Below are 23557 nucleotides of genomic sequence, written 5' to 3' on the forward strand. Positions count from 1 at the left end.
GTGATCACTAGATTGAACCCGTGAACACACCGCAGGAGTCGCCCGGGGTCCTCAGAGTCGACGCGGTAGCGGTTGCCGCGGGTAAGGACCACTCACTGGTGCTCTATGACGACGGAGCCGTGCTTTCGTTCGGTAACAACGAAGATGGCCAGTGCGACGTCCCGAGGCAGCTAAGTGGTGTGAAAGGGATCTCGGCTGGAGGGTTTCACAGTCTCGCCCTCCGTGAGGATGGCACCGTCGCTGCTTGGGGCGGCAATATCTTCCGGCAGAGCGAAGTTCCCGCGATTGCTGTTTCCGTGACGTCCATCGCCGCGGGCCATTGGCACAATCTCGCGCTTCGCGAGGACGGCACCGTCGTGGCGTGGGGACGGGATAGTTGGGGTGCGGCGACGGTCCCCGAGGGACTCGAAGGCGTGGTGGCGATCGATGCGGGCTATGAACACAGTCTCGCCCTCCTGAAGAGCGGAACCGTCGTCGCTTGGGGAAGCAACGACAAAGGACAGTGCGACGTGCCCGAGGATCTCGGAGACGTAGTAGCAATCAGCGCCGGCGCTTGGCAAGGGTTCGCGTTGAGGCGAAATGGTGAGTTGGTCGCCTGGGGTGAGGGTGAGAACGGCCAGACAAGCTTGCCTGAGCGCCATGACATCGTCGCTGTATCCGGCGGCTACTGGCACGGCTTGGCGCTAGCCGAAGGCGGACAGGTACTTGCATGGGGCGACGACGAGTTTCGCCAGAATGACGTGCCGTCGTGGGTTGCCGGCGCGGAGGCGCGAGCAGTCGCAGCAGGTGGCGAGCATAACGTGGTCCTGACGAACGACGGTCGCGTCTTGGCGTGGGGCCGAAATGACCATTGGCAGACCTCAGTTCCCGATCGATCAGCTGCCCACTCATTCGTGGAAGAGCCGCGCCGACAGAGTGATGCCGAGCCGCCGCGATTGCCCGCGGGCTCCGTTTGGGGATGGGGTAGCACCGATGACGGTCTACTGGCCTTCGTCCCCAAACTGAGTAGTGCTGTTCCGGTCAGAGTTCCGGGCGTCGACCACGTATCACGAGTCGTCACTCTTCAGAACACTGTCTTTGCGCTTCGCTTCGACGGGACCGTCTTGGGCTGGGGCGGAAACGACAAAGGTCAACTCTGCGACGGAACTCGTACTGACCGGTATGCGCCGACGAGGATCCCATCTTTGCGAGGTATCACGGCGATAACGCGAGGGCCGATGGCCGTGTCTGAGAATGGCGCGGTGTGGTCGTGGGAGGACGCCGTCGACGGTGAGCCCAAATTGGTTCACCCGGGCTTGCTGGGCGGTGTCGTACGCGTCGAGCACGACGATCACACTGACTCGCCCCGGCGTGTCCGGAGAGCGTTTTACTGGTGTCAGCCGGCTTTTCCGACCGGTTCGTTGCGAGCGTAGTCGAGCTGCTCGACCTCAAGGGGTGTGAGGTCGTCGATGGAGCCGTGGGTGCGCTCCGTGTTGAACCACAGCACCCAGGACGCGGTTGCCGCCTCGACCTGGTCGATGTCGCGCCAGGGCCCGTCGTGGTGGATGAGCTCGGACTTGTAGAGCCCGATCTGCGATTCCGCGAGGGAGTTGTCGTAGGCGTCGCCGACGGACCCGACCGAGGGGTCGATGCCTTCGTCGACGAGCCGGTCCGTGAAGGCAATCGAGGTGTAGACGCTGCCGGCGTCGGTGTGGTGCGTGAGCCCGGCGAACCCGGTGACGCCTTCGCGGCGGCGGGTGAACAGAGCCATGTCGAGGCAGTCGAGCACGAGCGGAGTTGTCATCGAGGTCGCCGCTCTCCACCCGATGATGCGGCGGGAGTGCGCGTCGAACACGAACGCGACGTAGACCCATCCGGACCACGTCCAGACGTAGGTGAAGTCGGCGACCCAGAGCTGGTTCGTGCGGAACCGGGCGAAGTGCCGGTCGACGAGGTCGGCGGGCCTGGTCTCCCGCAGATCCGCATCCACGGGACGCTTCCGTTTTCCGCGGACGACACCGGCGATCCCGAGCTCGCGCATGAGGCGTTGGACCGTGCAGCGGGCGATGTCGTGCCCGTCGCGACGCAACCGCAGCCAGAGCTTCCGGGCCCCGAGCACCTTCCGGTGCGTCTGCCACGTGGTCAGGATGATCGGCTTCCACCTCTCGTCCGACACGATCCGCGGTGACGGACCGCGATCTCTCGCGTCGTAGTAGGTCGATGGGGCGATCTTCACGCCGTGCTGGGTGAGCACGGCGCAGATCGACTCGACACCCCATCGGAGCCCTCCGTCGGCGCGGTCCTTGTGCGCGTCGATGAAGCCGACTATCGCTTGTGTGGCCGGTCGAGTTCGGCCGCGAAGAAAGCCGAGGCCGCCTTCAAGATCTCGTTCGCCCGCCGCAGTTCCGCGTTCTCCCGCTTTAGTCGCTTGATCTCCACCGCGGCGTCGGTCGTGACTCCGGGCCGGTCGCCCGCGTCGACCTGCTGCCTGCGGATCCAGGTGCGGATCGTTTCTGGCGACCCGACGCCGAGCATCTGCGCGACAGCGGTCATCGCGGCGTACTCGCTCGGATAGTCGGATCGCACCTCGGCGACCATACGGACAGCGCGCTCACGAAGCTCGCGCGGGTACTTACTGGGACGTCCCATGAGACAGATCCTTCCAAGGAATCCTGTCTCCGGACACGCCGGGGCGAGTCACACCTACTTTGCACTTCTGCGCGACGGCACGGTCCGGAGTTGGGGGCGCAATCAATACGGCCAAATTGGCAATGGAACGAGAAGTGGGTACGGAAAGACAGACGCCGACCCGAGTGTTCCGACCGCAGTGACAATACTCGCCGAGAAGCGCTCGTGGTTCGGAAAGCTAAGCGAAGTCGAGAGGCCTCTGTCCGACGTGGTGGACGTCGTGATCAGTGGTGGTGGGGGGTATCATCCCATTTCCGTCTACGCCCTCCGCAAGGACGGATCCGTCTGGGGTTGGGGTGCGAACAACGCTGGCCAGCTCGGTGACGGCTCCACGGAAGTTCGGAGCAGACCCGCGCAGCTCGGTGGACTCTCCGGCATCGTGAGCTTGGTCGCGGAACCCAGGATGGCCAGCAACATCTGGCCGTGGATGTACGCGATCACGGAGGCGGGTGCGGTCTGGCGTTGGCGTCCGACTCAGAGCGGGATCGCCGTGCCGGAGCCGATGGCAGACCTTAGTGGCGTCCGTTCAATCTCGATCGCAGAGGGGTGTGTGCTCGCGTTGACGGCCGGAGGTGCCGTGTGGAACTGGGACGCCGGTTCCTTGACTCCGAGTTCGCCCGCTCTGGTTTCGGGTCTCGACGACACCATCGCGGTCGCGGCTGGTCGACGAAGTATCGCCCTCCGCAGCGACGGGTCGGTGTGGATGTGGGGCTGGGAGCCAACAAAGCTCGGGAGCAGGTACTCTCGCACCGCCGAGCGCGTGGAAGTTGTCAGCGGAGCTACCAGCGTGTGCAACTCGCTTGGAACCTACTTCGCCGTCTGCGAGGACGGCTCGGTCTGGGCGTGGGGAGCGGGGTCGCGCGGGCAACTCGGAAGCGGAGACGGTAGACACCGACTCGTGCCCGCTGTCATAGACGCGGTCGGCAATGCCGCTGGCCTGATCGCGGGCCATGACACCTCGTTCGCGATCAGGTCGGATGGATCTCTGTCGGCGTGGGGAAGCAACGAGTTCAACAAACTTGCTCTCACACGCGAGGAGGAATCAGAAGTCGTCTGGGACAACCTCTTTGCGCTTCGCGATGTTGTATCGACGGCATCAGGTTCGGGAATCACCGTGACTGTCACCCGTGACGGCGCGGTCTGGGAAACAGGTTCTGGCAACGCAGACGAGTCTCGACCCCTCCGTGTCGGCGAGCTTGCAGACGTGACGGCAGTTGCGGCTTGCCGTCGTACCAAGTTTGCGCTGCGAGAAGATGGTTCCGTATGGGCCTGGGGGGATAGTCAGCGAAATGAGATAGGTGATGGCACGATCCTCGTCCCCGGCCCATCGCTGTCGGGAATGGTCGCGCAACGCCTTGTGCCAACACGCACACAGGTGCCGTTTGGCACCGTGGCGATAGCCGCGGGTGACCACACCGCGTATGCACTGCAAAGGGATGGCACTGTCTGGGCGTGGGGAAACAACGAGTCGGGGCAACTCGGAAACGGCGCACGGCGCGAGCTGTCCACTTTCGACAGCCACGGCTTGTCGCCCGCACCCATCGCGTCGCTGTCTGAAGTCGGGACTGCTGCACGAATAGGTGACATCTGATCTGGCTTGCCCGCGGGGGTGGGCCTGGAAGGATGTTGCTGTGCCCAAGCCCTACCCGTCCGAGTTCCGTGACGACGTCGTGCGCGTCGCGAGTAACCGTGAGCCCGGAGTGACGATCGAGCAGATCGCGAAAGACTTCGGTGTTCACCCGATGACGCTGCAGAAGTGGATGCGTCGCGCCGACATCGACGCAGGTGCGAAGCCCGGCCAGTCCCGGACCGAGGCGGCGGAGATCCGTGAGCTGAAGAAGCGGAACCGTCTGCTCGAGCAGGAGAACGAGGTCCTCCGCCGCGCGGCGGCGTATCTGTCGCAGGCGAACCTGCCGGGAAAAGGCTCTACCCGCTCGTGAGCGAGCTCGCCGACGCAGGGATCCCTGTGACGGTGACGTGTCGGGTGCTCAAGCTCTCCCGCCAGCCCTACTACCGGTGGCTGACGAACCCCATCACCCCAAGTGAGGTGGTCGAGGCGTATCGCGCGAACGCGCTGTTCGACGCCCACCAGGACGACCCCGAGTTCGGCCATCGGCTCCTCGCCGACGAGGCCCGCGACAACGGGGAGGCGATGGCGGACCGGACCGCGTGGCGGATCGCCTCCAGCAACGGCTGGTTCAGCGCGTTCGGCAAGCCCAAGCGGAGCAAGGCCCGCCGGCCCGGCCCGCCCGTCCACGACGACCGCTGCGCCGTCATCGACGAGCACGGCCGAACCCGGCACGTGTTCACCGCCGACGCCCCGAACCAGCTCTGGTTGACGGATATCACCGAGCACAAGACCGCCGAGGGCAAGCTCTACCTCTGCGCGATCAAGGACGTCTACTCCGGCCGGATCGTGGGGTACTCGATCGACTCGAGGATGAAGTCCCGTCTGGTCGTCCAGGCGCTCGAGAACGCCGCCCTGATGCGCGGCGACGTCGCCGGCTGCGTCGTGCATTCGGACAGGGGATCTCAATTCCGCAGCCGGAAGATGCTCCGCGCCCTCAGCCGACACCGCATGGTCGGGAGCATGGGAAGAGTCGGGTCGAGCGGCGACAACGCCGCCATGGAATCGTTCTTCGCGCTGCTTCAGAAGAACGTCCTCGACCGCCGCCCCTGGACCACCCGCGAGCAGCTGCGCATCGCGATGGTGACCTGGATCGAGCGCACCTACCACCGCCGACGACGGCAGGCCCGCCTGGGCCGTTTGACGCCCATCGAGTTCGAGACCATCATGAACACGACCGTCGCACTGGCGGCGTGACTACAACCTGTCACCTATCCGTGCAGCAGTCCCGTCGTCTCGATTTGCGCGGGAGGTTCGAGTGCCTTTGCTCTTACACGTGATGGAGCAGTGTGGGCGTGGGGAAGCAACGAGTTCGGGCAACTCGCAAACGGCGAGCTTGAAGCGTCCAGAGGGCTACCGGCTCGGGTGAAGGGTCTCGGCGAGGTGGGCCTCATTGCAACCAGCGGCGAATCCACGTTTGCCGTCGCGCGCGATGGGTCCGTCTGGGGTTGGGGCCGAAGGTCAAGCCCCAGTACGTGGTGTAGCGGTCGGTGATCCTTCTGCTGTTGTTTTCGGTTAGGCGCTGAGTTCGAGGACGGTGTCGGTGTTCACCTCGCTTCCGGTGTCGGGGACGAGGGCGAGGCGGCTCTTGGTGAGGATCTCGAGGCCAAGGTAGCGGCGGCCTTCGACCCATTCGTCGGTTTGCTCGGCGAGGACGGCGCCGACGAGGCGGATGATCGCGTCGCGGTTGGGGAAGATGCCCACGGAGTCGGTGCGGCGGCGGATCTCCCTGTTCAACCGCTCGTTGGGGTTATTGGACCAGATCTACTGCCAGAGCCCGTCGGGGAACCCCGTGAACGCGAGGATGTCCGCGCGGGCGTTGTCGAGGTGCTCGAACGCGTCGGGGAGCTTCTCCTCGACGTAGTCCAGGAGCCTGTCGAACTGCGCGTTGACGGCGTCGGCGTCGGGTTGGTCGTAGACGGAGTGCAGCATCGCCTTAACGGCCGGCCACATGCTCTTCGGGCAGACACTCATCAGGTTCGCTGCGTAGTGGGTTCTGCAGCGTTGCCAGACCGCGCCGGGCAGGTTCGCCGCGATCGCGTCCACGAGCCCGGCATGGGCGTCGCTGGTGACGAGGCGGACCCCGCCGAGACCGCGGGCGACCAGGTCAGCGAAGAACGAGTTCCAGGCGGCCCCCGTCTCGCTGGTCGCGACCCGGAGGCCGAGGACTTCCCGGTGCCCGTCGCCGTTGACGCCGGTCGCGACGAGCACGACCGCGTTGATCACCCGCCCGCCCTCACGGACCTTCATCGTGAGGGCGTCGGCGGCGACGAACGTGAACGGCCCCGCGTCACCCAGGGGGCGGTGCCGGAACTGGTCGACGTGCTCGTCGAGGTCTGCGGCCATCCGTGAGACCTGAGACTTCGACAAGCTATGGATCCCGAGGGTCTTCACGAGCTTGTCCATCCGGCGGGTCGAGACGCCGGCGAGATAGCAATCCGCGACGACGGTGATCAGCGCGGTCTCGGCCCGCTTGCGGCGCTCAAGCAGCCATTCCGGGAAGTACGTGCCCTGGCGGAGCTTCGGGATCGCTACGTCGATCGTCCCGACACGGGTGTCGAGGTCGCGGTGCCGGTAACCGTTGCGTTGCGCGGTCCGGTCGGGACTGGGCTTTCCCCATTCCGCGCCCACGACGGCATCCGCGTCAGCGGAGAGGAGCGCGTTGATCGTGGTCTGCAGCAGGCTGCGCATCAGATCCGGCGACGCGTCGGTCAAGGCTTCAGCGAGCACGCTCGCAGGGTCGACAATATGAAGTGCGGTCATCGTGATGATGCCTTTCGAGTGGGATGTGAGAGTTTCCTCGAAGGATCACACGGTGACCGCGCCTACGTCGTGAACGACGAGCCGGCCACCGTGGGCTACACCACCTTAAGGGGCACTACTGGGCCGAAACGATCATGGCCAGCTTGGCGATGGGACGCAACTAGATCGCCACACACCGACTAGAGTCCTCGAGCTCGACAACGTCGTAGGGATCGCTTGCGCAGGTAAGACCAGCTTTGCGCTGGTTCGAGTCGCTTCTGCTTGAGAGTCGAGGCGCTCTTCATCGAAGGTCACGTGTACGGAGCATCCTTCCTCGAAGCCAGGTACTGTCCCGTCCTGCAGGACGCAACGTCGGCCCGAGCAGTGGCAAACCGCAACCCGCCTTGGAATGCTTGGGAGGACAAGTCCTGACCCAGGGCAGTGAGGGGGCGAGGGACATTTCCGCCGCGAGATGCCCGCGGCTGGGGCCTCATATGGACATCTCCGAGCGGTTCCTACAGTAGGAGTCGCATTCAGGTTCCACGTGAAGACGTCGGGATCCGTCGCCACGTGAACTGCTCCCGAGGGGTAGTTCGAGCCTCGAGGGTCAGCGACCGAGGCTCGCGTTCATGATGCCTACACCCGCGAACCAGATCGCTACTCCCGACGCCGCGCCGACCGCCGCAACCCACCAGCTGATCTTGCGGCGGACGAGGCGGATGATCGCCCACACCGCCGCGGCGAGGAACACGACGGGAGGCACGCCGAGAGCGATCAGCCAGCCCACCGACATGAGGCCGGTGTTGCACCGGTCACCGAAGCACCCGTCCGACATCATGACGAGAAAAAGCGACATGAACGCGAGCACCGCGAAGCCGAGGAAGCCGGCGACCATGAGGATCACCGAGGAGATCACGTCGGCGATGCGAGCACCCGATGTGGGTGGCCTCACGGGTGCCTGAGCGCCCGGAGCCACAGACGAAGGGAAGTCCGGCGGCGGTGTCGACATGCGGGAAGTATCGCATAGCCAGGGACCACCGCCGCAGGAGCGGGCGGCGACTCTGAGCCCTCACGAAACGCACCTCGAAGTGCCTTTTGTAGGCCTCACCTTACTCACTCACAATGTGGTTACGAATCAGAAGTGAGGTAATGATCATGTCGTCCAAGGAGACCAATGCGGCGGCCCCGATCGTCATCGAGGTGTGGGCGGATCTCAGCTGCCCGTGGTGCTACGTCGGTAAGCATCGACTGCAGCGAGCCATTGATTCCCGCGCGGATGCCGATCGGTTCCAGGTGAAGCTGCGCTCGTTCGAGCTCAACCCGAACGCGCCGCACACACCGGAGACCATCGAGAGCGCCTTCATCCGCTCGCACGGCGGCAACGCGAACGTCGTCCTTCAAGCCGAGCGTCAGATTCAGGCGCTCTCGCAGCGCGAGGGTCTGCCCTTCTCGCTCGACCGGCTCAACGCCAACACCTTCGACTTCCATCGCGTCGTGCACTACGCCGAGGAGGCGGGCAAGGGCCTCGAGTTCTTCTCCCGAGTGCAAGACCGATTCTTCGCCGGAGAGATCAACCCCTTCGATGCCGAGGTGCTCGCACAGGTCGCCGCAGAGGTGGGGCTGTCGGCAGACCGCGTTCGCACGGTGCTGACCAGCGACGAATACGCCGATGCCGTGCGCGCCGACACCCATGAAGGTCAAGCACTCGGCATCCAAGGCATGCCCTTCACCGTCTTCGACCGCCGCTTCGCCGCGTCGGGCGCCCAGTCCGTCGAGGCATACGGGCAGGTGCTCGACAACCTCGTGACAGACGCCACGGACGGTGTGGCATGAGCACCGACGACACCGCGAAGCCCGTCCTGCTCACCTTCGGCGACCCCGCCGCGGCCGCGTGCGATCCCAACGGTGAAGCGTGCGCCCTGCCCACAGCCACCCGCCCGTAACCCACCGACCCCCACACACTGACGAATCTGAGGAAGACTGTGCCCACCATCGCCATCATCGGAGCCGGCCCCGGCCTGGGACTCGCTATCGCGCGCAGCTTCGGTGCCCAGGGATTCGACGTCGCGCTCATCTCCCGCAACCAGGCGAAGCTCGACAGCCTGGTCGCCCAACTCGCCGCCGACGGGATCACTGCCGCCGGCTTCGCCGCCGACGTGCTCGACCGGCCCACCCTCCGCGCAGCGCTGACCGCCGCAACGGCGCACTTCGGCGGCATCGACGTGCTGGAGTACTCGCCGGCCGACGCGTCGGCAGGTCCCCTGGCTCCCGTCGACATCCGTGAAGCCACCCCGGAGAACGTGCAGCCGCAGATCGAGTACTACCTGTACGGCGCCATGACGGCAGCCGACGTCGTTCTGCCCGAGATGCTCGCGATCGGTGCCGGCACGCTGCTGTTCACCACGGGCGCCGGATCGATGTACCCGGTTGCCCAGTACGGCAACGTCACCGCCGGTGGTGCGGCACTGCGCAACTGGGCGCTCAACCTCGGTCAGGCCCTCGCCGGCAGCGGCGTCCATGTCGCCCATGTCGCCATCGCGCTCATGATCGCCGAGCACGCACCCGCGCCCGGACTCGACTTCCTCCCCGCTGCCGACATCGCCCCCCTGTACTGGGACATGCATCACACTCGCGCGGTGCACGAGCTGGTCGTCAAGAAGTAGAGCGAGCGCTATTGGCCGACGGAAGCGAGAATGGCATGCGCCCCAACGCGGCCGACACCCGTGACCTCGTGATCGCGGCGGTTCGCCGCCACGGTCTCGTGGTGGGCGGCCGCCCAGCCGGCCAGCGCCATGACGGCGTCCAGCAGCGACCGCCCCAGATCTGTCAGCTCGTACTCCACCCGCGGCGGCACCTCGGGGTAGGCCGTGCGGGTGAGCAGGCCGTCACGCTCAAGGGCCTTGAGTGTGACGGTCAGCATCCGCTGCGAGATGCCCGGAATGCTCGCCTGCAGATCCGAATAGCGCAATGGTCCGCCGCCGAGTGTGCTCACCACCAGCACTGTCCACTTGTCGCCGATACGGTCGAGCACCTCGCGGATGAAGTCGCTCTCGGCCGGCCATGCCCGGCACGGACCGCTGATCGTCCTCGCTGACGCCATCTTTCGCCCCCGCCGCTCCTGATTACCGACTGAAAGATATGTTGCCACACCATCAGTGCGTATGTCCCGAAGGGACTCTTCTGTGACCACCGTCCTCGTTCTCGGCGGCAGAGGGCGCCGATGCGGTCGTGAGTGCGCTCAACAACTCACGCGCGAGCGACAACCCCTGGTCCAAGGCGGTGAGCCCGCCGAGCTTCATGACGGATGCCACCCGCGACACCCTCGCGGTCATGAGAGAGAAGGGCATCCGTCGCATCGCCGTCGCCTCCACCATGGGCGCCGGCGACTCCTGGGCTTCGTTCAACCCGCTGTTCAAAGCGTTGATCAAGAGCTCCGGCATTCGCCACGGCTACAACGACCACCACGGCGTCGACGCCGTCGTTCGTGCTTCGGATGCCGAGTGGGTCATGGTCCGCTCCGTCGCACTGTCTGATGCCACCCCTCGCGGGCCGGTGCGCGCCGCTCAGGTGGAGCAGGCGAAGCCGGGCTTCACCATCAGCCGCGCCGACGTCGCCGGGTTCCTTCTCGACTCCCTGGAGGACGACACCTGGCTGCGCCAGGCGTCGCTGATCTGGAACGCGCGGGCGCCGCGCTGCCCACTGTTCCACCCGTCATCACCACACCACAACCGAAGGACTCACTCATGTCGATCGCCTACTGGATCATCGCCGGTCTGCTCGCCCTGGCCTACCTCACCGCCGGGGGTATGAAGGCCTTCCGCTCTCCCGATGCCCTTGTCGCCGGGGGCATCGCCTGGGCGAAGGACGTATCGCTGCCGCTCGTCCGCGTCATCGGTGTGGTCGAGGTGCTGGGAGCGCTCGGTCTGATCCTGCCGCCGCTCACGGGCATCGCTCCGGTGCTGGGGCCCGTCGCCGCCATCGGGCTCGCGCTCGTGCAGCTGGGCGCCGTCATCTTCCACCTGCGTCGAGGCGAAGCCCGGGTGGTGCCGATGAATCTGGTTCTGCTGCTGCTGGCCGTCGCAGTCGCGATCCTCGGATTCCTCGTCTGGGTCTGACCGCGCATCGCGTCGGCGCCGCGACGAAGACCAGGATCAGCGTGAACTCCCCAGCGCCCGCCGGATCAACGTGACCTGAAGCGGCAGCCGCACCAGCGACACCACGAACGCGGCCCATGCCTTCGGCGTGCGACGGCGCGCCGCCCGACGCCCGAGGTCGATGCTCATCTGCATGTTCGCGGGCCAGACCGCGGCCAGCACCACCGCGCTCGCTCGCCCGGCGGCGGCTCGCGTCGAGGGCGCGACCAGCCCCGCCGCGCATGCCAGCTCCGCAATGCCCGATGCGACCACCAGCGGCCGATCCCACCGGCGCAGCGCCCGCGGGATGATCGGCGTGAACACGCCCGGTCGCACGAGGTGGATGACGCCCGACACCGCGAACGGCACCATCACGATCCAGGGAACGGTGGCGGCGGGCCTCTTCGCGCGACGTGTCATCCCGCCATTCTCCCCGGCGCGCCGCCGCCCGGGGCCGCCGCGCGAAGAACTCCGGTGACAGCATGGGCAGATGCTCTCCCCGCAATCCCTGAGCGAGCCCGACCGGCGCCTCGTCGCCGCGTGGGCCGCGGACTGCGCCGACCGCGTGCTCCCTCTGTTCGAACGCGAGGCTCCCGACGACGATCGCCCGCGTGACGCCATCGCGAGAGCCCGCGCGTACGCCCGCGGCGAGCTCGACTCGGCGGGCGAGATCCGCCGCCGGTTCGTTGCGGGCCGCGCCGCCGCCTCGGTCACCTCATCCGCCGCGATCGCGGCGGCCCGGTCGGCGGCGCAGGCCTCGGGCGTCGCGCACATGGGCGCGCACGCCCTGGGCGCCGCCGCCTACGCCGTGAAGGCCGTCAGCACCGCCCGGCCCGACGACGTGGATGCCGAGATCGAATGGCAACTGCAGCGCATGACCCCGGCGGTCCGTGCCGCCCTCCGTCAGCTTCCATCGGTCGGCGAGGATGCCGCGGGTCCGTTCGGCGCCGGTGGATTGCTGGCCCGCGGCATCCTGGGATCGACCATCCGCACGCTGCAGACACGGATCGCATCCCGGGCTTGACCCTCACGCGACGTGAGGCTCGATCGTGGTCTCATGACCGACCTTCCCGACGCCTTCGACATCAGCCCCGTCCCTGCCCCGGGACCCGACGCCGTCGCCCCGCCCCTGTTCCGCGGCATTTACGGCATGCCCATGTTCGTGACGATCCCGACGGCCGATCTCGCGGCATCCATCGACTTCTGGACCCGCGGCCTCGGCTTCTTCGAGCTGTTCGGCATTCCGGAGCAGATGACGCACCTGCGCCGGTGGGCGTTCCAGGACGTCCTGCTCGTCGCCGGCACACCGGACGACACCGCCCCGGCTGCGAGCGTGAGCTTCGCCTGCGTGCTCGACCAGATCGATCCGATCGCCGAGGCCCTGCGCGCCCTCGGCGTCGACGCCCACCCGCGCGACACGATGTGGAACACCCGCGACATCGAGGTCATCACCCCCGAGAACACCCGCGTGATCTTCACGGCGGCCAAGGTGTTCGACCCCGACAGCGTCGAGGGCCGCACCCTCCGTGCGGTCGGCATCGGCACCGACGACAATGAGTCCCATGTCTGACGAGGGACTGCCGGTGGGCGAGACGGCTGCGCGCCTCGGCCTCACCGTGCGGACGCTCCACCACTGGGACGAGATCGGCCTCGCGAGCCCTGCAGCGAGATCGCGGGCCGGCTACCGGCTGTACACGGATGCCGACCTCGAACGCCTCCGGCGCATCGTCGTGTACCGCGAGCTCGGGCTCGACCTCGAGGCGATCCGGGCCATCCTCGATGAGCCGGGGGGCGATGTCGCCGACCAGCTGCGGGTGCAGCGGGCGCAGCTCGCGCAGCGGATCGCCCAGCTGAACGACCTCGATGACGACCTCGCGCGCATGATCGAGGCGCAGGAGCGCGGCATCCTGCTCTCCGACGACGAGCAGCGCGAGATCTTCGGCCCTGACTGGAACACCGACTGGCCCGCGCAGGCGCGCGAGGCCTACGGGCAGTCGACGCAGTGGCAGCAGTACGCCGAGCGTGCGGCGTCGCGCTCGGCCGGCGACTGGGCGGCGGTGACCGAGGCGATGACCGCGTTCGAGCTCGAGATGGGCGCCGCGGTCGACGGCGGAGCGACACCCGGGGATGCCGTGGCGGACGGCCTCGTCGAGCGGCACCGCGCTCTGTTGTCGCACTTCTTCCCGGTCACGCGGCAGATGCAGGTGTGCCTCGGGCGGATGTACGTCGCCGACCCGCGGTTCACGGCGCACTACGACGCGGTGCGGCCGGGGATGGCGGCGTGGCTGAGCCGGGCGATCGACGAGAGCGCGCGCGCCGCGGGCATCGACCCCGACACCGCCACCTGGGAGTGAGGGAGGGGACGTGCCTGCGGCATCCGGCGTCACCGAAGGGTGCGAGTGGCCTCCCGCGATGAAGTAACGTATCTGCGTATGAGTGCAGATAAGCAGCAATGCGGATTTTCGGTCGAGAGCCCGTACGTGGAGCTTGCGGTCGAGGTCTTCGGAATGCTTGCCGACGCCACGCGGGTACGAATCATTCTCGCGCTGGACGCGGCCGGGGAACTCTCGGTGAATCACATCGCCGACATCGTCGACAAGTCGCCCGCTGCGGTGTCTCAGCATCTCGCGAAGCTGCGGCTCGCCCGGATCGTCGGGACCCGCCAGGAGGGGCAGCGTGTGTTCTACCGACTCGAGAATGAGCACGCGTCTCAGCTCGTCGCCGACGCGATCTTCCAAGCCGAGCACTCGCTTGGCGGGACCCCCCGTCACCATCACGCCGAGGACGAAGCCCGATGACGCCGTCGCACGTGCATTCCTCGCACCATGACCATGACCACGCCTTGCATAGTGACGGTGGCGCGCATCTCCATGACCACGATCACCCCTCGGGGCTGAAGGGCTTCTTGCGCGGCTTGTTCGTGCCGCATACCCACGACGCGGCCGACTCGATCGATGATGCGATGGAGGCTAGCCACGAGGGTGTGCGCGCGTTAGTGATCAGCGTCGTGATCCTGTTGGTGACGACGATTCTGCAGGCCGTCGTGTTCCTGTTCAGCGGCTCGGTGGCCTTGTTGGCCGACACCGTGCACAACTTCTCGGATGCTCTCACCGCGATCCCGCTGTGGGTCGCGTTCATCCTCGGTCGGCGTGCCGCGAACCGCCGGTACACGTACGGGTTCGGTCGCGCGGAAGATCTCGCTGGCCTCTTCATCGTCGTGGTCGTTGCCCTGTCTGCGGTTGTTGCGGCGTGGCAGTCGATCGACCGGCTCCTGCACCCGCAACCGTTGCAGAACGTCTGGTGGGTGGTCGTCGCCGGTGTGATCGGCTTCGCCGGCAACGAGCTTGTCGCGATCTACCGGATCCGCATCGGGAGACGAATCGGGTCGGCAGCTCTGGTCGCGGACGGCGTCCACGCGCGTACCGATGGCTTCACCTCTCTCGCCGTGGTCATCGGCGGTGCCGGAGTGCTGCTCGGCTTTCCCCTCGCGGACCCGATCGTCGGCATCATCATCTCCATCGCGATCTTCGTCCTGCTGCTCGGCACGATCGGCTCGATTGGACGCCGACTCATGGACGCGATCGAACCAGAGCTTCTCGAACGCGCCGAGCACGCTCTCGCCCACGTCGACGGCATCGATAGCGTGGAGCGCATCCGGCTACGGTGGGTCGGTCATCGCCTCGAAGGCGACGCGATCGTCACCGCCGACCCGGAGCGCACCGAGATCGGCGGCCTCGCCGAGGCAAGCATCCGCGCGCACCTGCCCCACGTCGACGAGTTCCTGATCAGCGTTCGAAGCTCATCGGCCGCTGCACGATGACCTGCGGGCGCACGGTGCTCGTGCCCGTCAGAGCGTGGGGTCGGTTTCGGCGCGGGCGGCCATCCAGACAGCTCGGGCGGCATCGGCGTTGAGGAGGCCGATGCCAGCGCCCACGATGATGTCGAGCCAGCCGGTGGCGAACCAGAACGTGAGGATGCCGACGGCGATGATCGCCAGATTGGCGAGGGCGTCGTTGCGGGCGGAGAGCCATGCCGCCTTCGTGAGGCTGCCGCGGTGGTGGCGGTGACGCACGAGCAGGAATGCCGCGGTGAGGTTGACGAGGAGGGCTCCGATGGCGGTGATCGTGAGAGCTCCCGGCGGCGGGGGCACGGGGTCGAATGCCTTCGCGACGGCCATCCAGATCGTCGCGATCGCCGGAATCAAGATCACGAATGCCAGCGCAGAACCCACGGTCCGCCGGCGCGCCGCGGTCCATGGCAGCGCCGCGAAGATCAACAGGTTGATGAGCGCGTCTTCGAGGAAGTCGACACTGTCCGCGAACAGCGACACAGCCCCAATGGTGAGTGCGACGGTGAACTCGACGAGGAAGAAGGCGAGGTTGAGGAGCGCAACGACCAGCACGACGTGTCGGACGGCTTTCACGGTGCCATTCTCACAGCGATGAGCCACGGGGATGGTCTGCTCGGCCTCCGGACCGCGCCGGTGTGCGGTGCGCACCCGGTTACCGGTGGGGGAGCGAGGTCCAGGGGCGCACGTCACTGCGTCGCGACGCGAATCGCGTACATCGCGATGACTGTGGTCACGACCACCAGCGCCATCCCGCCGACCGGCGCCCACCAGCTCGGGCGGAAGCCGCGCGCCACCACGATCACCGCGCTCACCAGCGCCGCGACGACAGACACGACCAGCGCGCCGCGAGACGCCACGGTCACGAGGGTGAAGTCGCACCGGTCGCCGCAGCCATCGATGCTGAATGTCTGCATCACCACCATTGCGTACGCGATGAATGAGACGATCACCTGCAGCACCATGAGCCCCGCCGACCGCAGCGGCTCCGCGGCGCCCATCACACCCCCGCGTCCACGAGCACCGCGCGAGCGGCGCGCTCGCCCGACGCCAGCGCACCCTGGATCGACGCCGCATCGCGGTGGTCGCCCGCGACGTACACCCGGTCAGCCACGCGCGGCCGGCGGGGTGCGCGCAGCGGCGACGGCTGTGTGGGCAGCGCATCGGGGATGTCGTCGCGGCGCAGCAGCTGCCAGTCCGTGACCTCGGCATCCCAGAGCTCGGTGAGGTGCCGGCGCACCTCGTCCTCGCCGGCGGTCGCAACGCCCCGCGGCAGCAGGCAGGTCGCCTCGATCAGGTGACGGCCCGCCGGTGCGTACGACGGCACGGTGTGCGACACGACCGCCGTGTTCACGACCGGTCCGCGGCGGGCGGCGCCGCGTCCGTCCACGCGCAGCAGAGCGGATGCCGAGGGCGCGTGCGTCGCCGCGAACCACCACGTCTGCAGTCCGTTGGTCGCCGGTCGCGGCACCGGCGCCAGCTCTGCCACCGTCTCGGGCCCGACGGCCACCACGACCCGCCCGGCGCGGAGGGCCTCGCCGCCCGCGACACCGACCTCGACGATCGGGCCGTCCCTCTCCACGCGCTCCGCCCGCGCCCCGAGCCGGATCTCCGCTCCCGCGGCACGCGCCCGCGCGGCCAGCTGCGCCGGCACCGCCGCGATCCCCTGTGCGGGAAGCCCCGGCCGCCCTCGCGCGAAGTACCGCACCAACTCCTGCACGAACGCGTTCGAGGTCACCCCATCGGCCTCGGCGACGACACCGGCAAGGAACGGCTCGAGCACGGCCGTGCGCAGCGGTCCGCGCAGGCCCGCGGCATCCCACGCCTCGCGCAGCGGGCGGTCATCGCGCGCGCGGTCTGACAGTCGCCGCGTGAACGCCGGTGCGAGCCAGCGCGCGAACGCCACGGCATCCGCGGCGCTCACCAGCCCGCTGCGGAGCGTGCTCGCGATCGACGACGGATGGCGTAGCGGATGCCGCACCGCGGCCACCCCGCGATCGGTGCGCACCTGCACGCCGACCGGGAACGATCGCAGCGCGAGGGCATCGAGATCGACACTGCGCCGGAGCGCGGGGTAGGCGGGGTTCAGCACCTGGAAGCCCCGATCGAGGCGGAAGCCGTCGACGATGTCGGTGCGCTGGCGGCCGCCGACCTCGTCCGCCGCCTCGAGCACGACGACCTCGAGACCGCGCGCCGCTAGCACCGCAGCGCACCGCAGGCCGGCAAGTCCCGCCCCGATCACCACCACGTCGTGCATCGCCGCTCCGCCTCTCGTCGTCGGACGCGTCCGGGGTCCCCCGTCGCGCCGTCGCCTGCGGCCAGCATACGGAGGGCGCGGCATCCGATCTCGGGGTTGACGAGCTTTCCGAGACCGCCCTCGCCCCCCGGCGGCGTGCCTACGATGACGGAATGAAGATCCTCCTCACCGGCGCCACCGGCTACATCGGCTCGTCCGTCCTCAACGTTCTGCGCGCCCACGGTCACGACGTCGTCGCGCCGGTGCGCAGTGCACACGCCGCGCAGAAGGCCACGGCGACCGGTGCGACCGCCGTCGTCGGCGACATCACCGACGTCGCTTGGTTCACTCCGCTCCTCGAGGGAGTGGATGCCGCGATCCACACCGCCGCACCGAGTGACGGCACCGCGCCGCAGTTCGACGCTGCGGTCGCCGAAGCCGTCATCGCGGCGTTCAGCGGCACCGGCAAGCCCTACATCCACACCGGCGGCCTGTGGATCCACGGCCCGTCCGACGACCTCACCGAGCAGACCCCGTTCCACCCGCCCGCGATCGTCGCCTGGCGTGAGGGAGTGGAGTCCCGGCTCGCCGCCGCCGATCTCGCGCTCACGATCGTCGAACCCGGGATCGTCCACGGTCACGGTGCCGGCATCCCCGCCATGCTGGGCTCCGCTCCGCGCGACGCCGAGGGTCGCCTCACCGTCATCGGTGACGGCACCCCGCACTGGGCGACCGTGCACGTCGACGACCTCGCCGAACTGTACGTGCGGGTGATCGAGCGCTCCGCGCCGGTCGGACGCGTGCTGGGTCTCAGCGGCCACAACGCGACGGTCACCGAGCTCGGCGAAGCGCTCGCCGACGGTCCGGTCGCTGCGGAGGGCGTCGAGGCCTCGCGCGCACGCCTGGGCGCCCCCTTCGCCGATGCGCTCATGCTCGACCAGCAGGGACGCGGCGAGAAGGCGCGCTCCCTCGGCTGGATACCCGCCCGCCCGCCGCTGCTCGAGGAGATCCGCGCCGGCGCCTACGGCTCGGCCGCGCAGGGCTGATCGGGCTGCCCGCGCGCGGCGCCACCTCTGTCGCTGCCGCCACACGTCGCCTGCTCGACGCGCTCGTGACGACCGCACCGCCGAAGAACCGTGAGGCCGAGGCGGTCAAGGGACGCGCCCGCCACGAGAAGCGGATGGAGCGCGAAGTGCGCATCCGCACGGCATCCTGATCGCCGGCGGCGGCCGGATGCCGCGGCATCCGGCGACTTCCCAGCTTCGCGTCACTTCGCTGCCCTACTGTGTCAGCAGTCCAGGGGGAGTACTCCGATACGGACGGCTCGTCAATACGGTCGCATCGAGGCCCGGGCCGACCGGTCCCGCAAGGGATGGGGGAGACTCTGGCGTCGACCACGTCACGCCATTCTTCGGGAGCCTCCTGTGAACATCACCCCCCTCGTGTGGATCATCACGATCGCCGTCACCATCGCCTTCTTCGTGTGGGAGTTCTTCGCGCACGTGCGCAAGCCGCACGAGCCGACTGTCGGCGAGTCCGCGCGCTGGTCGGCCTTCTACATCGGTCTCGCGCTTCTGTTCGGTGTCGGCGTGGGCGTCTTCTCGGGGTGGGGATACGGCGGGGAGTACTTCGCCGGCTACCTCACCGAGAAGGCCCTGTCGATCGACAACCTGTTCGTGTTCCTCATCGTCATGACCGGGTTCGCGGTGCCGAAGATGTACCAGCAGAAAGTGCTGATGATCGGCATCGTCATCGCCCTCATCATGCGCGGTGCGTTCATCGCCGTCGGGGCGGCGCTGATCGAGAACTTCTCGTGGGTGTTCTACCTCTTCGGCGCCCTGCTGCTGTTCCTCGCCTACCGACAGGCGTTCGCGCACGGCGAGTCCAACCCCGCCGACGGCTGGTTCATGCGCCTCGTGCGCCGCGTGCTGCCGGTCAGCGACGAGTACGACGGCGACCGGCTCACGGTGAAGAAGGACGGTCGCCGCTTCGTCACCCCCATGCTCCTCGTCATCGTCGCGATCGGCTTCATCGACCTCGTCTTCGCCGTCGACTCGATCCCCGCGATCTACGGGCTCACCGAGGAGGCCTACCTCGTCTTCACGGCGAACGCCTTCGCACTGATGGGTCTGCGCCAGCTCTACTTCCTCATCGGCGGTCTTCTCGAGCGCCTCGTGTACCTCGCCCAGGGACTCGCCGTGATCCTCGCGTTCATCGGCGTGAAGCTGCTCATCCACGCGCTCCACAAGAACGAGCTCCCGTTCATCAACGGCGGCGAGCACGTGACGTTCATTCCCGAGATCCCCATCTGGCTGTCGCTGCTGTTCATCGCTGCCACCGTCGCCGTCGCGACGATCGCGAGCCTCCTGAAGACGCGGAAGGATGCCCGGGGCGACGCCCTGCCCGTCGCGCGCCACGACTCCCGGTGAGGGGGGCCGTCGCGCCCTGATCGCACGCGCGGCAGGCCGCGGGGGCGCGTCCGCCCGTCCGGCTCTAGGCTGGACGCGCCCGAGAAGAGGACGTGGCAGGGCTTCTCCGACGTTGCCGAGGTCCTGGCTGTGAACTGCGGCGATAAATGTCGCCCTTATCGCGCCGCAGGTGGGCCAGCCACACGAAGGGAAGGGCGGTACCTCAAGCTTGCTCCGATCGGCGGTTGTTTCCGCTGTGTGCGGCATGTCGGCGCAGAGGCCCAGCCACGTCTCAGGCAGGACGGGAGTGGATCTCAGCTCGTCGCCGAGGCATTGGGATTATGAGCGTCATCGTGGTTCCCTCGTTGGTCGATGACGACACCCGCGCCAACCCGCCGTAGCGGCTCACCGTGTCCTGTACGAGCGACAATCCAATTCCAAACCCGGTTCTTGATGAGCCACCGCCATCAACGGCATCCGCGGACCGAGCGAATCTGTCGAAGACACGACTCGGTTCGATGCCTCGGATACCGGGACCTTGATCGGTCACACTGATATGAACCCGACGGCCCACCTGGCTCGCCCTTACGGTGACGACTGTTCCCACCGGGGAGTGTTTGATCGCATTGTCGAGAAGGGCGATGAGGCTTCGCCGCAGGCTTGTGTGAGGGATCGAGGCAGACAAGTCGGGTGCGATGTGGGCGCCCATCAAGCGCACGCGTCGTTCGCGCGCGAGGATGGACATGGCCGATATCGCTGATGCGACGCATGTTGCCACGGGGGTTGGTTCTGCCTCTGATTCTGTGGGGACTTCGGCCGCGTGCAGGAGGTCAGAGACGACTCCGATGACGGATAGGGTGTCGTGGCGGAGTTGTGTCACGAGTTCCTGGTGGGGATCTGATGCGCGCGAGCTGCGTTGCAGCAATTGGATACGTGCATCCAATACAGCCAGCGGCGTTCGAAGTTCGTGTGAAGCGTCGGCAACGAATTGCCTCTGTCGTCTGAGGGCATCCACCAAAGGCCGGACTGCCCGGCGCGTGACGAGCCATCCCAAGAGGCCGGCGAGGGCGATCGCGATGAGACCGATGCTGACTCCACCCACGATGATGTCGAGACCCTGAATATCCACGACTGTTTCTTTCTGCTGCGGGTTGAGCAGGTCGGGCAGGGGGATCTGGGTGAAGACAACGGCGAATGCTGCGATTAGGACGGCAACGACGAGTGCGGAAACTGCCAGAGAGATGGTGAGGGCGACCCGTCGCGCGGCGGAGCGGATGAGCTGCGCGTCTGGGTCTTGCGTGGGGCGTCGTCTGATCATCACACCAGGCCCAGCCGGTAGCCGCGGCCGTGGATTGTTTGGACGATGCTTGGCTCGGTCTTCTTCCGCAGATAATGGGCTCTTCGGAATTAGGGGTGTAGCGCGGGTCTGAAGCCTCCGGCTTCGAGCAGTGATCTCGCGATGTAGTGGGTGAGGTTGCGGAAGCCGAGGGCGGAGCCGCGAAGGTGCTCGAGCCGGCCGTTGATGGCCTCCGTTGGGCCGTTGCTCGTTCCGGGGCGGTCGAAGAACGCGAGGATGTCCGCGGCGCGCTGCTTCAGCGTGCGGCCGAGGCGACGGACCTCTTTGAGCAGCGCGGGAACGCCGTTGCTGACAGAGTCAATCACCGCCCGCATCATCTCCTTCGCCTTGTTCTTGTCGGGTTCGCGGTAGGCGGCGACGATGCGCTGGTAGATGCCCCAGGTCGCTTCGACCTCGACGTGCTCCTCGGCGGCGAACACCGCGTCGAGCCGCGCGGTCTGCTTCTCGGTGAGGAAGCTCGCGCCGGTGTGGAGGGTGCGGCGGACCCCGTAGAGCGGGTCGCCGGCGTGACCGCGGTGCCCGAGAGTGTCCTGCTGAACCCTCTGCCGGCAGCGGTCCAGCGCGTCGCCCGCGAGACGGACGACATGGAACGGGTCCATCACCGGGACCGCGTCGGGGAGCTCTTCGGCCGCGGCGGTCTTGAACCCGGAGAACCCGTCCATCGCGACCACCTCGATCCGGCTCGACCACTCCGCAGGCCGGGCGGCGAGCCACTCCTTGAACACCTGCTTCGAGCGGCCCTCGACCATGTCCAGCAGCCTGGCCGGGCCCGTCTTGTTCCTCGCGGGGGTGAGGTCGATGATCACGGTCACGTACTTCTCGCCAAACCGTGTGTGACGCCAGACGTGCTCGTCGACACCGATCGTGGTGACCCCGTCGAACCTCGCCGGGTCGTCGATCAGGCGACGCTTGCCTTCGGCGATGATCGCGGTGTTCGCGGTATGCCACGACACCCCGAGCCCTGCTGCGGCGCGGGAGACGGTGAGGTGGTCGACCACGATCGCCGTGAGTGCCCACCCGATCCCGCCGCGGGAGATCTTCGCCCTCGGCGCCGCCGCCTTCGACGTGTCCTGCCGCCAGGTCCGGCGGCAGTGCGTGCACCGGTAGCGGCGCACCCGGACCAGCAGCGTCGTCGGCCGATGCCCGAACGGCTCATGCGCCAGCGGCCGCGTCACCGTGTCACGCGGCACGCCCTCCGCGCCGCACTTCCGACACCACGGGTCGTCCTCGACGACGCGGCACTCCAGCACCGCCCGATCAGGCTCGAGCAGCTGCCCGACGGCTTGAAGGCCGAGCTCGTCAAGACGGCAGAACGTGGTCAGGTCAGGGGTCGCGAACGTAGGGTGGTGCAAGTCGAGGTCTTCCGGCGGATGGTGAGCGTGAGAACTTCCATCCTGGAAGACCTCGACGCCCATCCGCGAACCAGCCGGCGGTCCCGGGCTACACCCTCAACTGCGAAGAGCCAGATAATGCACGTACGTGTCGACGGTCCCCGGAGTGTCGTCGGAAGAGAAAACGGCTCGAAGGATTGCAGCGCGAGTGAAGGTTTGCTGCGGGTTTGTTGCTAATAATCGCAGGAGCGCACTTTCCCGTTCCGTAAGGATGGTGCGGCCGTCGTAGGGCGAGTAGACCGCGCGTGAGTCCGGATAGAACTCCCATTCGCCGATGCGAACGAACGGGCCTTCTCCGTTGGTGACGCGCCTGATGGCGCGGAGCCGGGCGAACAATTCGTCGAACTCGAACGGCTTAACCAGGTAGTCAGCGGCTCCGGCGTCCAGTCCTCTGACTTTGTCCTGTACGGTTCCCATGGCCGTGAGGATGAGCATCGGCACCTGTGACCCTGCTCTGCGGAGGGACTCAACGAGGGTGAGCCCGTCGACAGTGGGCAGCCGGCGATCGACCACCATCGCATCGAATGACTGTTCCATGGCGATATCGAATGCTTCGCCGCCATCTGCACAGAGCGTCACGTCGTAAACCTCCGCAAGGACCTGCGCCATCAAAGGGCCGAGCTGGGGATCATCTTCGATCAGCAGAAGGCGGGGTTGTGTCGGCGCTGTCGCTACCGTGTCGGCCATTCTGTCTCTCCCTCGTCGGCGCCCTCAATCGCGTCGCACTCTGGCTTTTCGTGAGCGTTGGACGTCAACGGAAGTACGGTCGTTGACTCGGTCGAGCCTGCCTCGTGCGCTCTAAGAAATCACACAGAAGCGCCGCGCGTGGGGCAGTTCTGAGCCTTCGCGGTTTCTTAGAGGCCGCCAGGGACCATCTCTTCAGGGCTCACCGAGAGTCGCAGAAGGGAACGACATGAGCACTGTCAAACGCAAGGGGGTGGGCGCCGGACTCGGCGTCGCAACGCTCGTCCTGTTCAGCGCAGGAGGGGTCGCCGCCATGGCCCTGCCCGCATCGGCCGCCACCACATCGGTGGTCTCGCCCGCACCCGCATCCTCCAATCCCGCCGTCGAGGACGGTACGAACGACGGCGAGACCGCCGACGATCAGGGTGTCGAGGACGGCACGAACGACGGCGAGACCGCCGACGA

Annotated in this window: 26 protein-coding genes and 2 pseudogenes; 17 read left to right on the forward strand and 11 right to left on the reverse strand. The window is 67.3% G+C overall.

Annotated elements, in window-relative coordinates:
* Nucleotides 1–20: 20 nt before the first annotated feature.
* Nucleotides 21–1412, forward strand: a complete 1392-nt coding sequence (locus HMPREF1529_RS15520; protein WP_084675222.1) for an RCC1-like domain-containing protein — start codon at nucleotides 21–23, stop codon at nucleotides 1410–1412.
* Here HMPREF1529_RS15520 and HMPREF1529_RS04540 read toward each other — a convergent pair.
* Nucleotides 1376–2628 (reverse strand): IS3 family transposase gene (locus HMPREF1529_RS04540; RefSeq protein WP_157533856.1). Its coding sequence is split into 2 segments (ribosomal slippage): nucleotides 1376–2346 and nucleotides 2346–2628, totalling 1254 coding nucleotides; the frame shifts between segments, so codons are not numbered across the junction. The genes HMPREF1529_RS15520 and HMPREF1529_RS04540 overlap by 37 nt on opposite strands.
* Between HMPREF1529_RS04540 and HMPREF1529_RS15525 the strand changes: the two genes are divergently transcribed.
* The 3 genes from HMPREF1529_RS15525 (at nucleotide 2627) to HMPREF1529_RS16475 (ending at nucleotide 5788) form a co-directional block, all read left to right on the forward strand.
* Complete coding sequence (locus HMPREF1529_RS15525) at nucleotides 2627–4258, forward strand: hypothetical protein (protein ID WP_016463872.1); 1632 nt, start codon at nucleotides 2627–2629, stop codon at nucleotides 4256–4258. The two genes, HMPREF1529_RS04540 and HMPREF1529_RS15525, sit on opposite strands and share 2 nt — an antisense overlap.
* Before the next feature lie 40 nt (nucleotides 4259–4298).
* A protein-coding gene (locus tag HMPREF1529_RS04555; RefSeq protein WP_157533859.1) for an IS3 family transposase occupies nucleotides 4299–5491 on the forward strand; the annotation gives its coding sequence in 2 pieces (ribosomal slippage) (nucleotides 4299–4583 and nucleotides 4586–5491; 1191 coding nt in all).
* 42 nt (nucleotides 5492–5533) lie between these two features.
* Nucleotides 5534–5788, forward strand: coding sequence for a hypothetical protein (locus HMPREF1529_RS16475; RefSeq protein WP_084675223.1), 255 nt, complete (start codon nucleotides 5534–5536; stop codon nucleotides 5786–5788).
* A 21-nt stretch (nucleotides 5789–5809) separates the two neighbouring features.
* Here HMPREF1529_RS16475 and HMPREF1529_RS04560 read toward each other — a convergent pair.
* Nucleotides 5810–7057, reverse strand: a pseudogene (locus tag HMPREF1529_RS04560) (IS256 family transposase).
* A 118-nt stretch (nucleotides 7058–7175) separates the two neighbouring features.
* On the opposite strand from HMPREF1529_RS04560, the gene HMPREF1529_RS16480 reads away from it, so the two are divergent.
* Nucleotides 7176–7322 (forward strand): RCC1-like domain-containing protein, encoded by a 147-nt coding sequence (locus HMPREF1529_RS16480; RefSeq protein WP_084675237.1) that lies wholly within the window; start codon nucleotides 7176–7178, stop codon nucleotides 7320–7322.
* Between the two features lie 321 nt (nucleotides 7323–7643).
* Here HMPREF1529_RS16480 and HMPREF1529_RS04565 read toward each other — a convergent pair whose 3' ends face one another.
* Complete coding sequence (locus tag HMPREF1529_RS04565) at nucleotides 7644–8045, reverse strand: DUF6264 family protein (RefSeq protein ID WP_232212052.1); 402 nt, start codon at nucleotides 8043–8045, stop codon at nucleotides 7644–7646.
* A gap of 146 nt (nucleotides 8046–8191) precedes the next feature.
* Between HMPREF1529_RS04565 and HMPREF1529_RS04570 the strand changes: the two genes are divergently transcribed.
* Nucleotides 8192–8869 (forward strand): DsbA family oxidoreductase, encoded by a 678-nt coding sequence (locus HMPREF1529_RS04570; protein WP_016463878.1) that lies wholly within the window; start codon nucleotides 8192–8194, stop codon nucleotides 8867–8869.
* A gap of 149 nt (nucleotides 8870–9018) precedes the next feature.
* Nucleotides 9019–9699, forward strand: coding sequence for an SDR family NAD(P)-dependent oxidoreductase (locus HMPREF1529_RS04575; RefSeq protein ID WP_016463880.1), 681 nt, complete (start codon nucleotides 9019–9021; stop codon nucleotides 9697–9699).
* A gap of 8 nt (nucleotides 9700–9707) precedes the next feature.
* Here the strand turns inward: HMPREF1529_RS04575 and HMPREF1529_RS04580 are convergent, their stop codons facing one another.
* Nucleotides 9708–10136, reverse strand: coding sequence for a winged helix-turn-helix transcriptional regulator (locus tag HMPREF1529_RS04580; protein ID WP_016463881.1), 429 nt, complete (start codon nucleotides 10134–10136; stop codon nucleotides 9708–9710).
* A gap of 113 nt (nucleotides 10137–10249) precedes the next feature.
* On the opposite strand from HMPREF1529_RS04580, the pseudogene HMPREF1529_RS15540 reads away from it, so the two are divergent.
* Nucleotides 10250–10846 (forward strand): annotated as a pseudogene (locus HMPREF1529_RS15540) (NAD(P)-dependent oxidoreductase); the annotation flags it as partial.
* A complete protein-coding gene (locus HMPREF1529_RS04590; protein WP_016463883.1) occupies nucleotides 10780–11151 on the forward strand; it encodes a DoxX family protein in 372 nt (123 codons plus the stop codon). The pseudogene HMPREF1529_RS15540 and the gene HMPREF1529_RS04590, both read left to right, overlap by 67 nt.
* A 36-nt stretch (nucleotides 11152–11187) precedes the next feature.
* Here the strand turns inward: HMPREF1529_RS04590 and HMPREF1529_RS04595 are convergent, their stop codons facing one another.
* Nucleotides 11188–11589: a DoxX family protein gene (locus HMPREF1529_RS04595; protein ID WP_016463884.1), complete on the reverse strand. Its 402-nt coding sequence runs from the start codon at nucleotides 11587–11589 to the stop codon at nucleotides 11188–11190.
* 70 nt (nucleotides 11590–11659) lie between these two features.
* Here HMPREF1529_RS04595 and HMPREF1529_RS04600 point away from each other — a divergent pair, with 70 nt between their 5' ends.
* The 5 genes from HMPREF1529_RS04600 (at nucleotide 11660) to HMPREF1529_RS04620 (ending at nucleotide 14989) form a co-directional block, all read left to right on the forward strand.
* A complete protein-coding gene (locus tag HMPREF1529_RS04600) occupies nucleotides 11660–12193 on the forward strand; it encodes a putative immunity protein (protein WP_016463885.1) in 534 nt (177 codons plus the stop codon).
* 33 nt (nucleotides 12194–12226) lie between these two features.
* The gene (locus HMPREF1529_RS04605) at nucleotides 12227–12739 is read left to right on the forward strand and encodes a VOC family protein (protein WP_016463886.1); all 513 of its coding nucleotides are present in this window, start codon (nucleotides 12227–12229) and stop codon (nucleotides 12737–12739) included.
* The gene (locus tag HMPREF1529_RS04610; protein WP_016463887.1) at nucleotides 12732–13523 is read left to right on the forward strand and encodes a MerR family transcriptional regulator; all 792 of its coding nucleotides are present in this window, start codon (nucleotides 12732–12734) and stop codon (nucleotides 13521–13523) included. Before HMPREF1529_RS04605 ends, HMPREF1529_RS04610 begins: the two co-directional genes overlap by 8 nt.
* A gap of 78 nt (nucleotides 13524–13601) precedes the next feature.
* Nucleotides 13602–13967, forward strand: a complete 366-nt coding sequence (locus tag HMPREF1529_RS04615; RefSeq protein ID WP_016463888.1) for an ArsR/SmtB family transcription factor — start codon at nucleotides 13602–13604, stop codon at nucleotides 13965–13967.
* Nucleotides 13964–14989, forward strand: a complete 1026-nt coding sequence (locus tag HMPREF1529_RS04620; RefSeq protein ID WP_016463889.1) for a cation diffusion facilitator family transporter — start codon at nucleotides 13964–13966, stop codon at nucleotides 14987–14989. The genes HMPREF1529_RS04615 and HMPREF1529_RS04620 overlap by 4 nt, the downstream gene beginning before the upstream one ends.
* 27 nt (nucleotides 14990–15016) lie before the next feature.
* Here HMPREF1529_RS04620 and HMPREF1529_RS04625 read toward each other — a convergent pair whose 3' ends face one another.
* The 3 genes from HMPREF1529_RS04625 to HMPREF1529_RS04635 form a co-directional block, all read right to left on the reverse strand.
* The gene (locus HMPREF1529_RS04625; RefSeq protein ID WP_016463890.1) at nucleotides 15017–15592 is read right to left on the reverse strand and encodes a cation transporter; all 576 of its coding nucleotides are present in this window, start codon (nucleotides 15590–15592) and stop codon (nucleotides 15017–15019) included.
* A 113-nt stretch (nucleotides 15593–15705) separates the two neighbouring features.
* Nucleotides 15706–16017, reverse strand: coding sequence for a hypothetical protein (locus HMPREF1529_RS04630; protein WP_016463891.1), 312 nt, complete (start codon nucleotides 16015–16017; stop codon nucleotides 15706–15708).
* The gene (locus tag HMPREF1529_RS04635) at nucleotides 16017–17273 is read right to left on the reverse strand and encodes an NAD(P)/FAD-dependent oxidoreductase (RefSeq protein WP_016463892.1); all 1257 of its coding nucleotides are present in this window, start codon (nucleotides 17271–17273) and stop codon (nucleotides 16017–16019) included. The genes HMPREF1529_RS04630 and HMPREF1529_RS04635 overlap by 1 nt, the downstream gene beginning before the upstream one ends.
* A 152-nt stretch (nucleotides 17274–17425) precedes the next feature.
* Between HMPREF1529_RS04635 and HMPREF1529_RS04640 the strand changes: the two genes are divergently transcribed.
* Both HMPREF1529_RS04640 and HMPREF1529_RS04645 read left to right on the forward strand, forming a co-directional pair.
* Nucleotides 17426–18298 carry an NAD-dependent epimerase/dehydratase family protein gene (locus HMPREF1529_RS04640; protein WP_016463893.1) on the forward strand — a complete coding sequence of 291 codons (873 nt, stop codon included), beginning with the start codon at nucleotides 17426–17428 and terminating at the stop codon, nucleotides 18296–18298.
* Nucleotides 18299–18676: 378 nt separating this feature from the next.
* On the forward strand, nucleotides 18677–19681 hold the full coding sequence (locus tag HMPREF1529_RS04645; protein WP_016463894.1) for a TerC family protein: 1005 nt from the start codon (nucleotides 18677–18679) through the stop codon (nucleotides 19679–19681).
* 271 nt (nucleotides 19682–19952) lie between these two features.
* Here HMPREF1529_RS04645 and HMPREF1529_RS15545 read toward each other — a convergent pair whose 3' ends face one another.
* The 3 genes from HMPREF1529_RS15545 to HMPREF1529_RS04660 all read right to left on the reverse strand — a co-directional run bounded on the left by HMPREF1529_RS15545 (nucleotide 19953) and on the right by HMPREF1529_RS04660 (nucleotide 23095).
* Entirely contained in the window at nucleotides 19953–20978 is a 1026-nt protein-coding gene (locus HMPREF1529_RS15545; protein ID WP_016463895.1) for a sensor histidine kinase, read from the reverse strand.
* Nucleotides 20979–21067: 89 nt separating this feature from the next.
* Nucleotides 21068–22369 (reverse strand): ISL3 family transposase, encoded by a 1302-nt coding sequence (locus HMPREF1529_RS04655; protein WP_016463282.1) that lies wholly within the window; start codon nucleotides 22367–22369, stop codon nucleotides 21068–21070.
* A 96-nt stretch (nucleotides 22370–22465) separates the two neighbouring features.
* The gene (locus HMPREF1529_RS04660; protein ID WP_016463896.1) at nucleotides 22466–23095 is read right to left on the reverse strand and encodes a response regulator transcription factor; all 630 of its coding nucleotides are present in this window, start codon (nucleotides 23093–23095) and stop codon (nucleotides 22466–22468) included.
* A 226-nt stretch (nucleotides 23096–23321) separates the two neighbouring features.
* On the opposite strand from HMPREF1529_RS04660, the gene HMPREF1529_RS04665 reads away from it, so the two are divergent.
* On the forward strand, nucleotides 23322–23557 hold a 236-nt coding region (locus HMPREF1529_RS04665; protein ID WP_016463897.1), incomplete at its 3' end, for a hypothetical protein.

This window comes from Microbacterium sp. oral taxon 186 str. F0373 (assembly GCF_000411455.1).
In the GTDB taxonomy this organism is placed as follows: domain Bacteria; phylum Actinomycetota; class Actinomycetes; order Actinomycetales; family Microbacteriaceae; genus Microbacterium.

Excerpts from the sequence above, each read along its gene's own strand:
- HMPREF1529_RS15525 (WP_016463872.1), top strand. The coding sequence starts at position 2,627 with ATGAGACAGATCCTTCCAAGGAATCCTGTCTCCGGACACGCCGGGGCG.
- HMPREF1529_RS04565 (WP_232212052.1), bottom strand. The coding sequence starts at position 8,045 with ATGTCGACACCGCCGCCGGACTTCCCTTCGTCTGTGGCTCCGGGCGCT.
- HMPREF1529_RS04570 (WP_016463878.1), top strand. The coding sequence starts at position 8,192 with ATGTCGTCCAAGGAGACCAATGCGGCGGCCCCGATCGTCATCGAGGTG.
- HMPREF1529_RS04580 (WP_016463881.1), bottom strand. The coding sequence starts at position 10,136 with ATGGCGTCAGCGAGGACGATCAGCGGTCCGTGCCGGGCATGGCCGGCC.
- HMPREF1529_RS04590 (WP_016463883.1), top strand. The coding sequence starts at position 10,780 with ATGTCGATCGCCTACTGGATCATCGCCGGTCTGCTCGCCCTGGCCTAC.
- HMPREF1529_RS04595 (WP_016463884.1), bottom strand. The coding sequence starts at position 11,589 with ATGACACGTCGCGCGAAGAGGCCCGCCGCCACCGTTCCCTGGATCGTG.
- HMPREF1529_RS04600 (WP_016463885.1), top strand. The coding sequence starts at position 11,660 with ATGCTCTCCCCGCAATCCCTGAGCGAGCCCGACCGGCGCCTCGTCGCC.
- HMPREF1529_RS04605 (WP_016463886.1), top strand. The coding sequence starts at position 12,227 with ATGACCGACCTTCCCGACGCCTTCGACATCAGCCCCGTCCCTGCCCCG.
- HMPREF1529_RS04610 (WP_016463887.1), top strand. The coding sequence starts at position 12,732 with ATGTCTGACGAGGGACTGCCGGTGGGCGAGACGGCTGCGCGCCTCGGC.
- HMPREF1529_RS04615 (WP_016463888.1), top strand. The coding sequence starts at position 13,602 with ATGAGTGCAGATAAGCAGCAATGCGGATTTTCGGTCGAGAGCCCGTAC.
- HMPREF1529_RS04620 (WP_016463889.1), top strand. The coding sequence starts at position 13,964 with ATGACGCCGTCGCACGTGCATTCCTCGCACCATGACCATGACCACGCC.
- HMPREF1529_RS04630 (WP_016463891.1), bottom strand. The coding sequence starts at position 16,017 with ATGGGCGCCGCGGAGCCGCTGCGGTCGGCGGGGCTCATGGTGCTGCAG.
- HMPREF1529_RS04635 (WP_016463892.1), bottom strand. The coding sequence starts at position 17,273 with ATGCACGACGTGGTGGTGATCGGGGCGGGACTTGCCGGCCTGCGGTGC.
- HMPREF1529_RS04640 (WP_016463893.1), top strand. The coding sequence starts at position 17,426 with ATGAAGATCCTCCTCACCGGCGCCACCGGCTACATCGGCTCGTCCGTC.
- HMPREF1529_RS15545 (WP_016463895.1), bottom strand. The coding sequence starts at position 20,978 with ATGATCAGACGACGCCCCACGCAAGACCCAGACGCGCAGCTCATCCGC.
- HMPREF1529_RS04660 (WP_016463896.1), bottom strand. The coding sequence starts at position 23,095 with ATGGCCGACACGGTAGCGACAGCGCCGACACAACCCCGCCTTCTGCTG.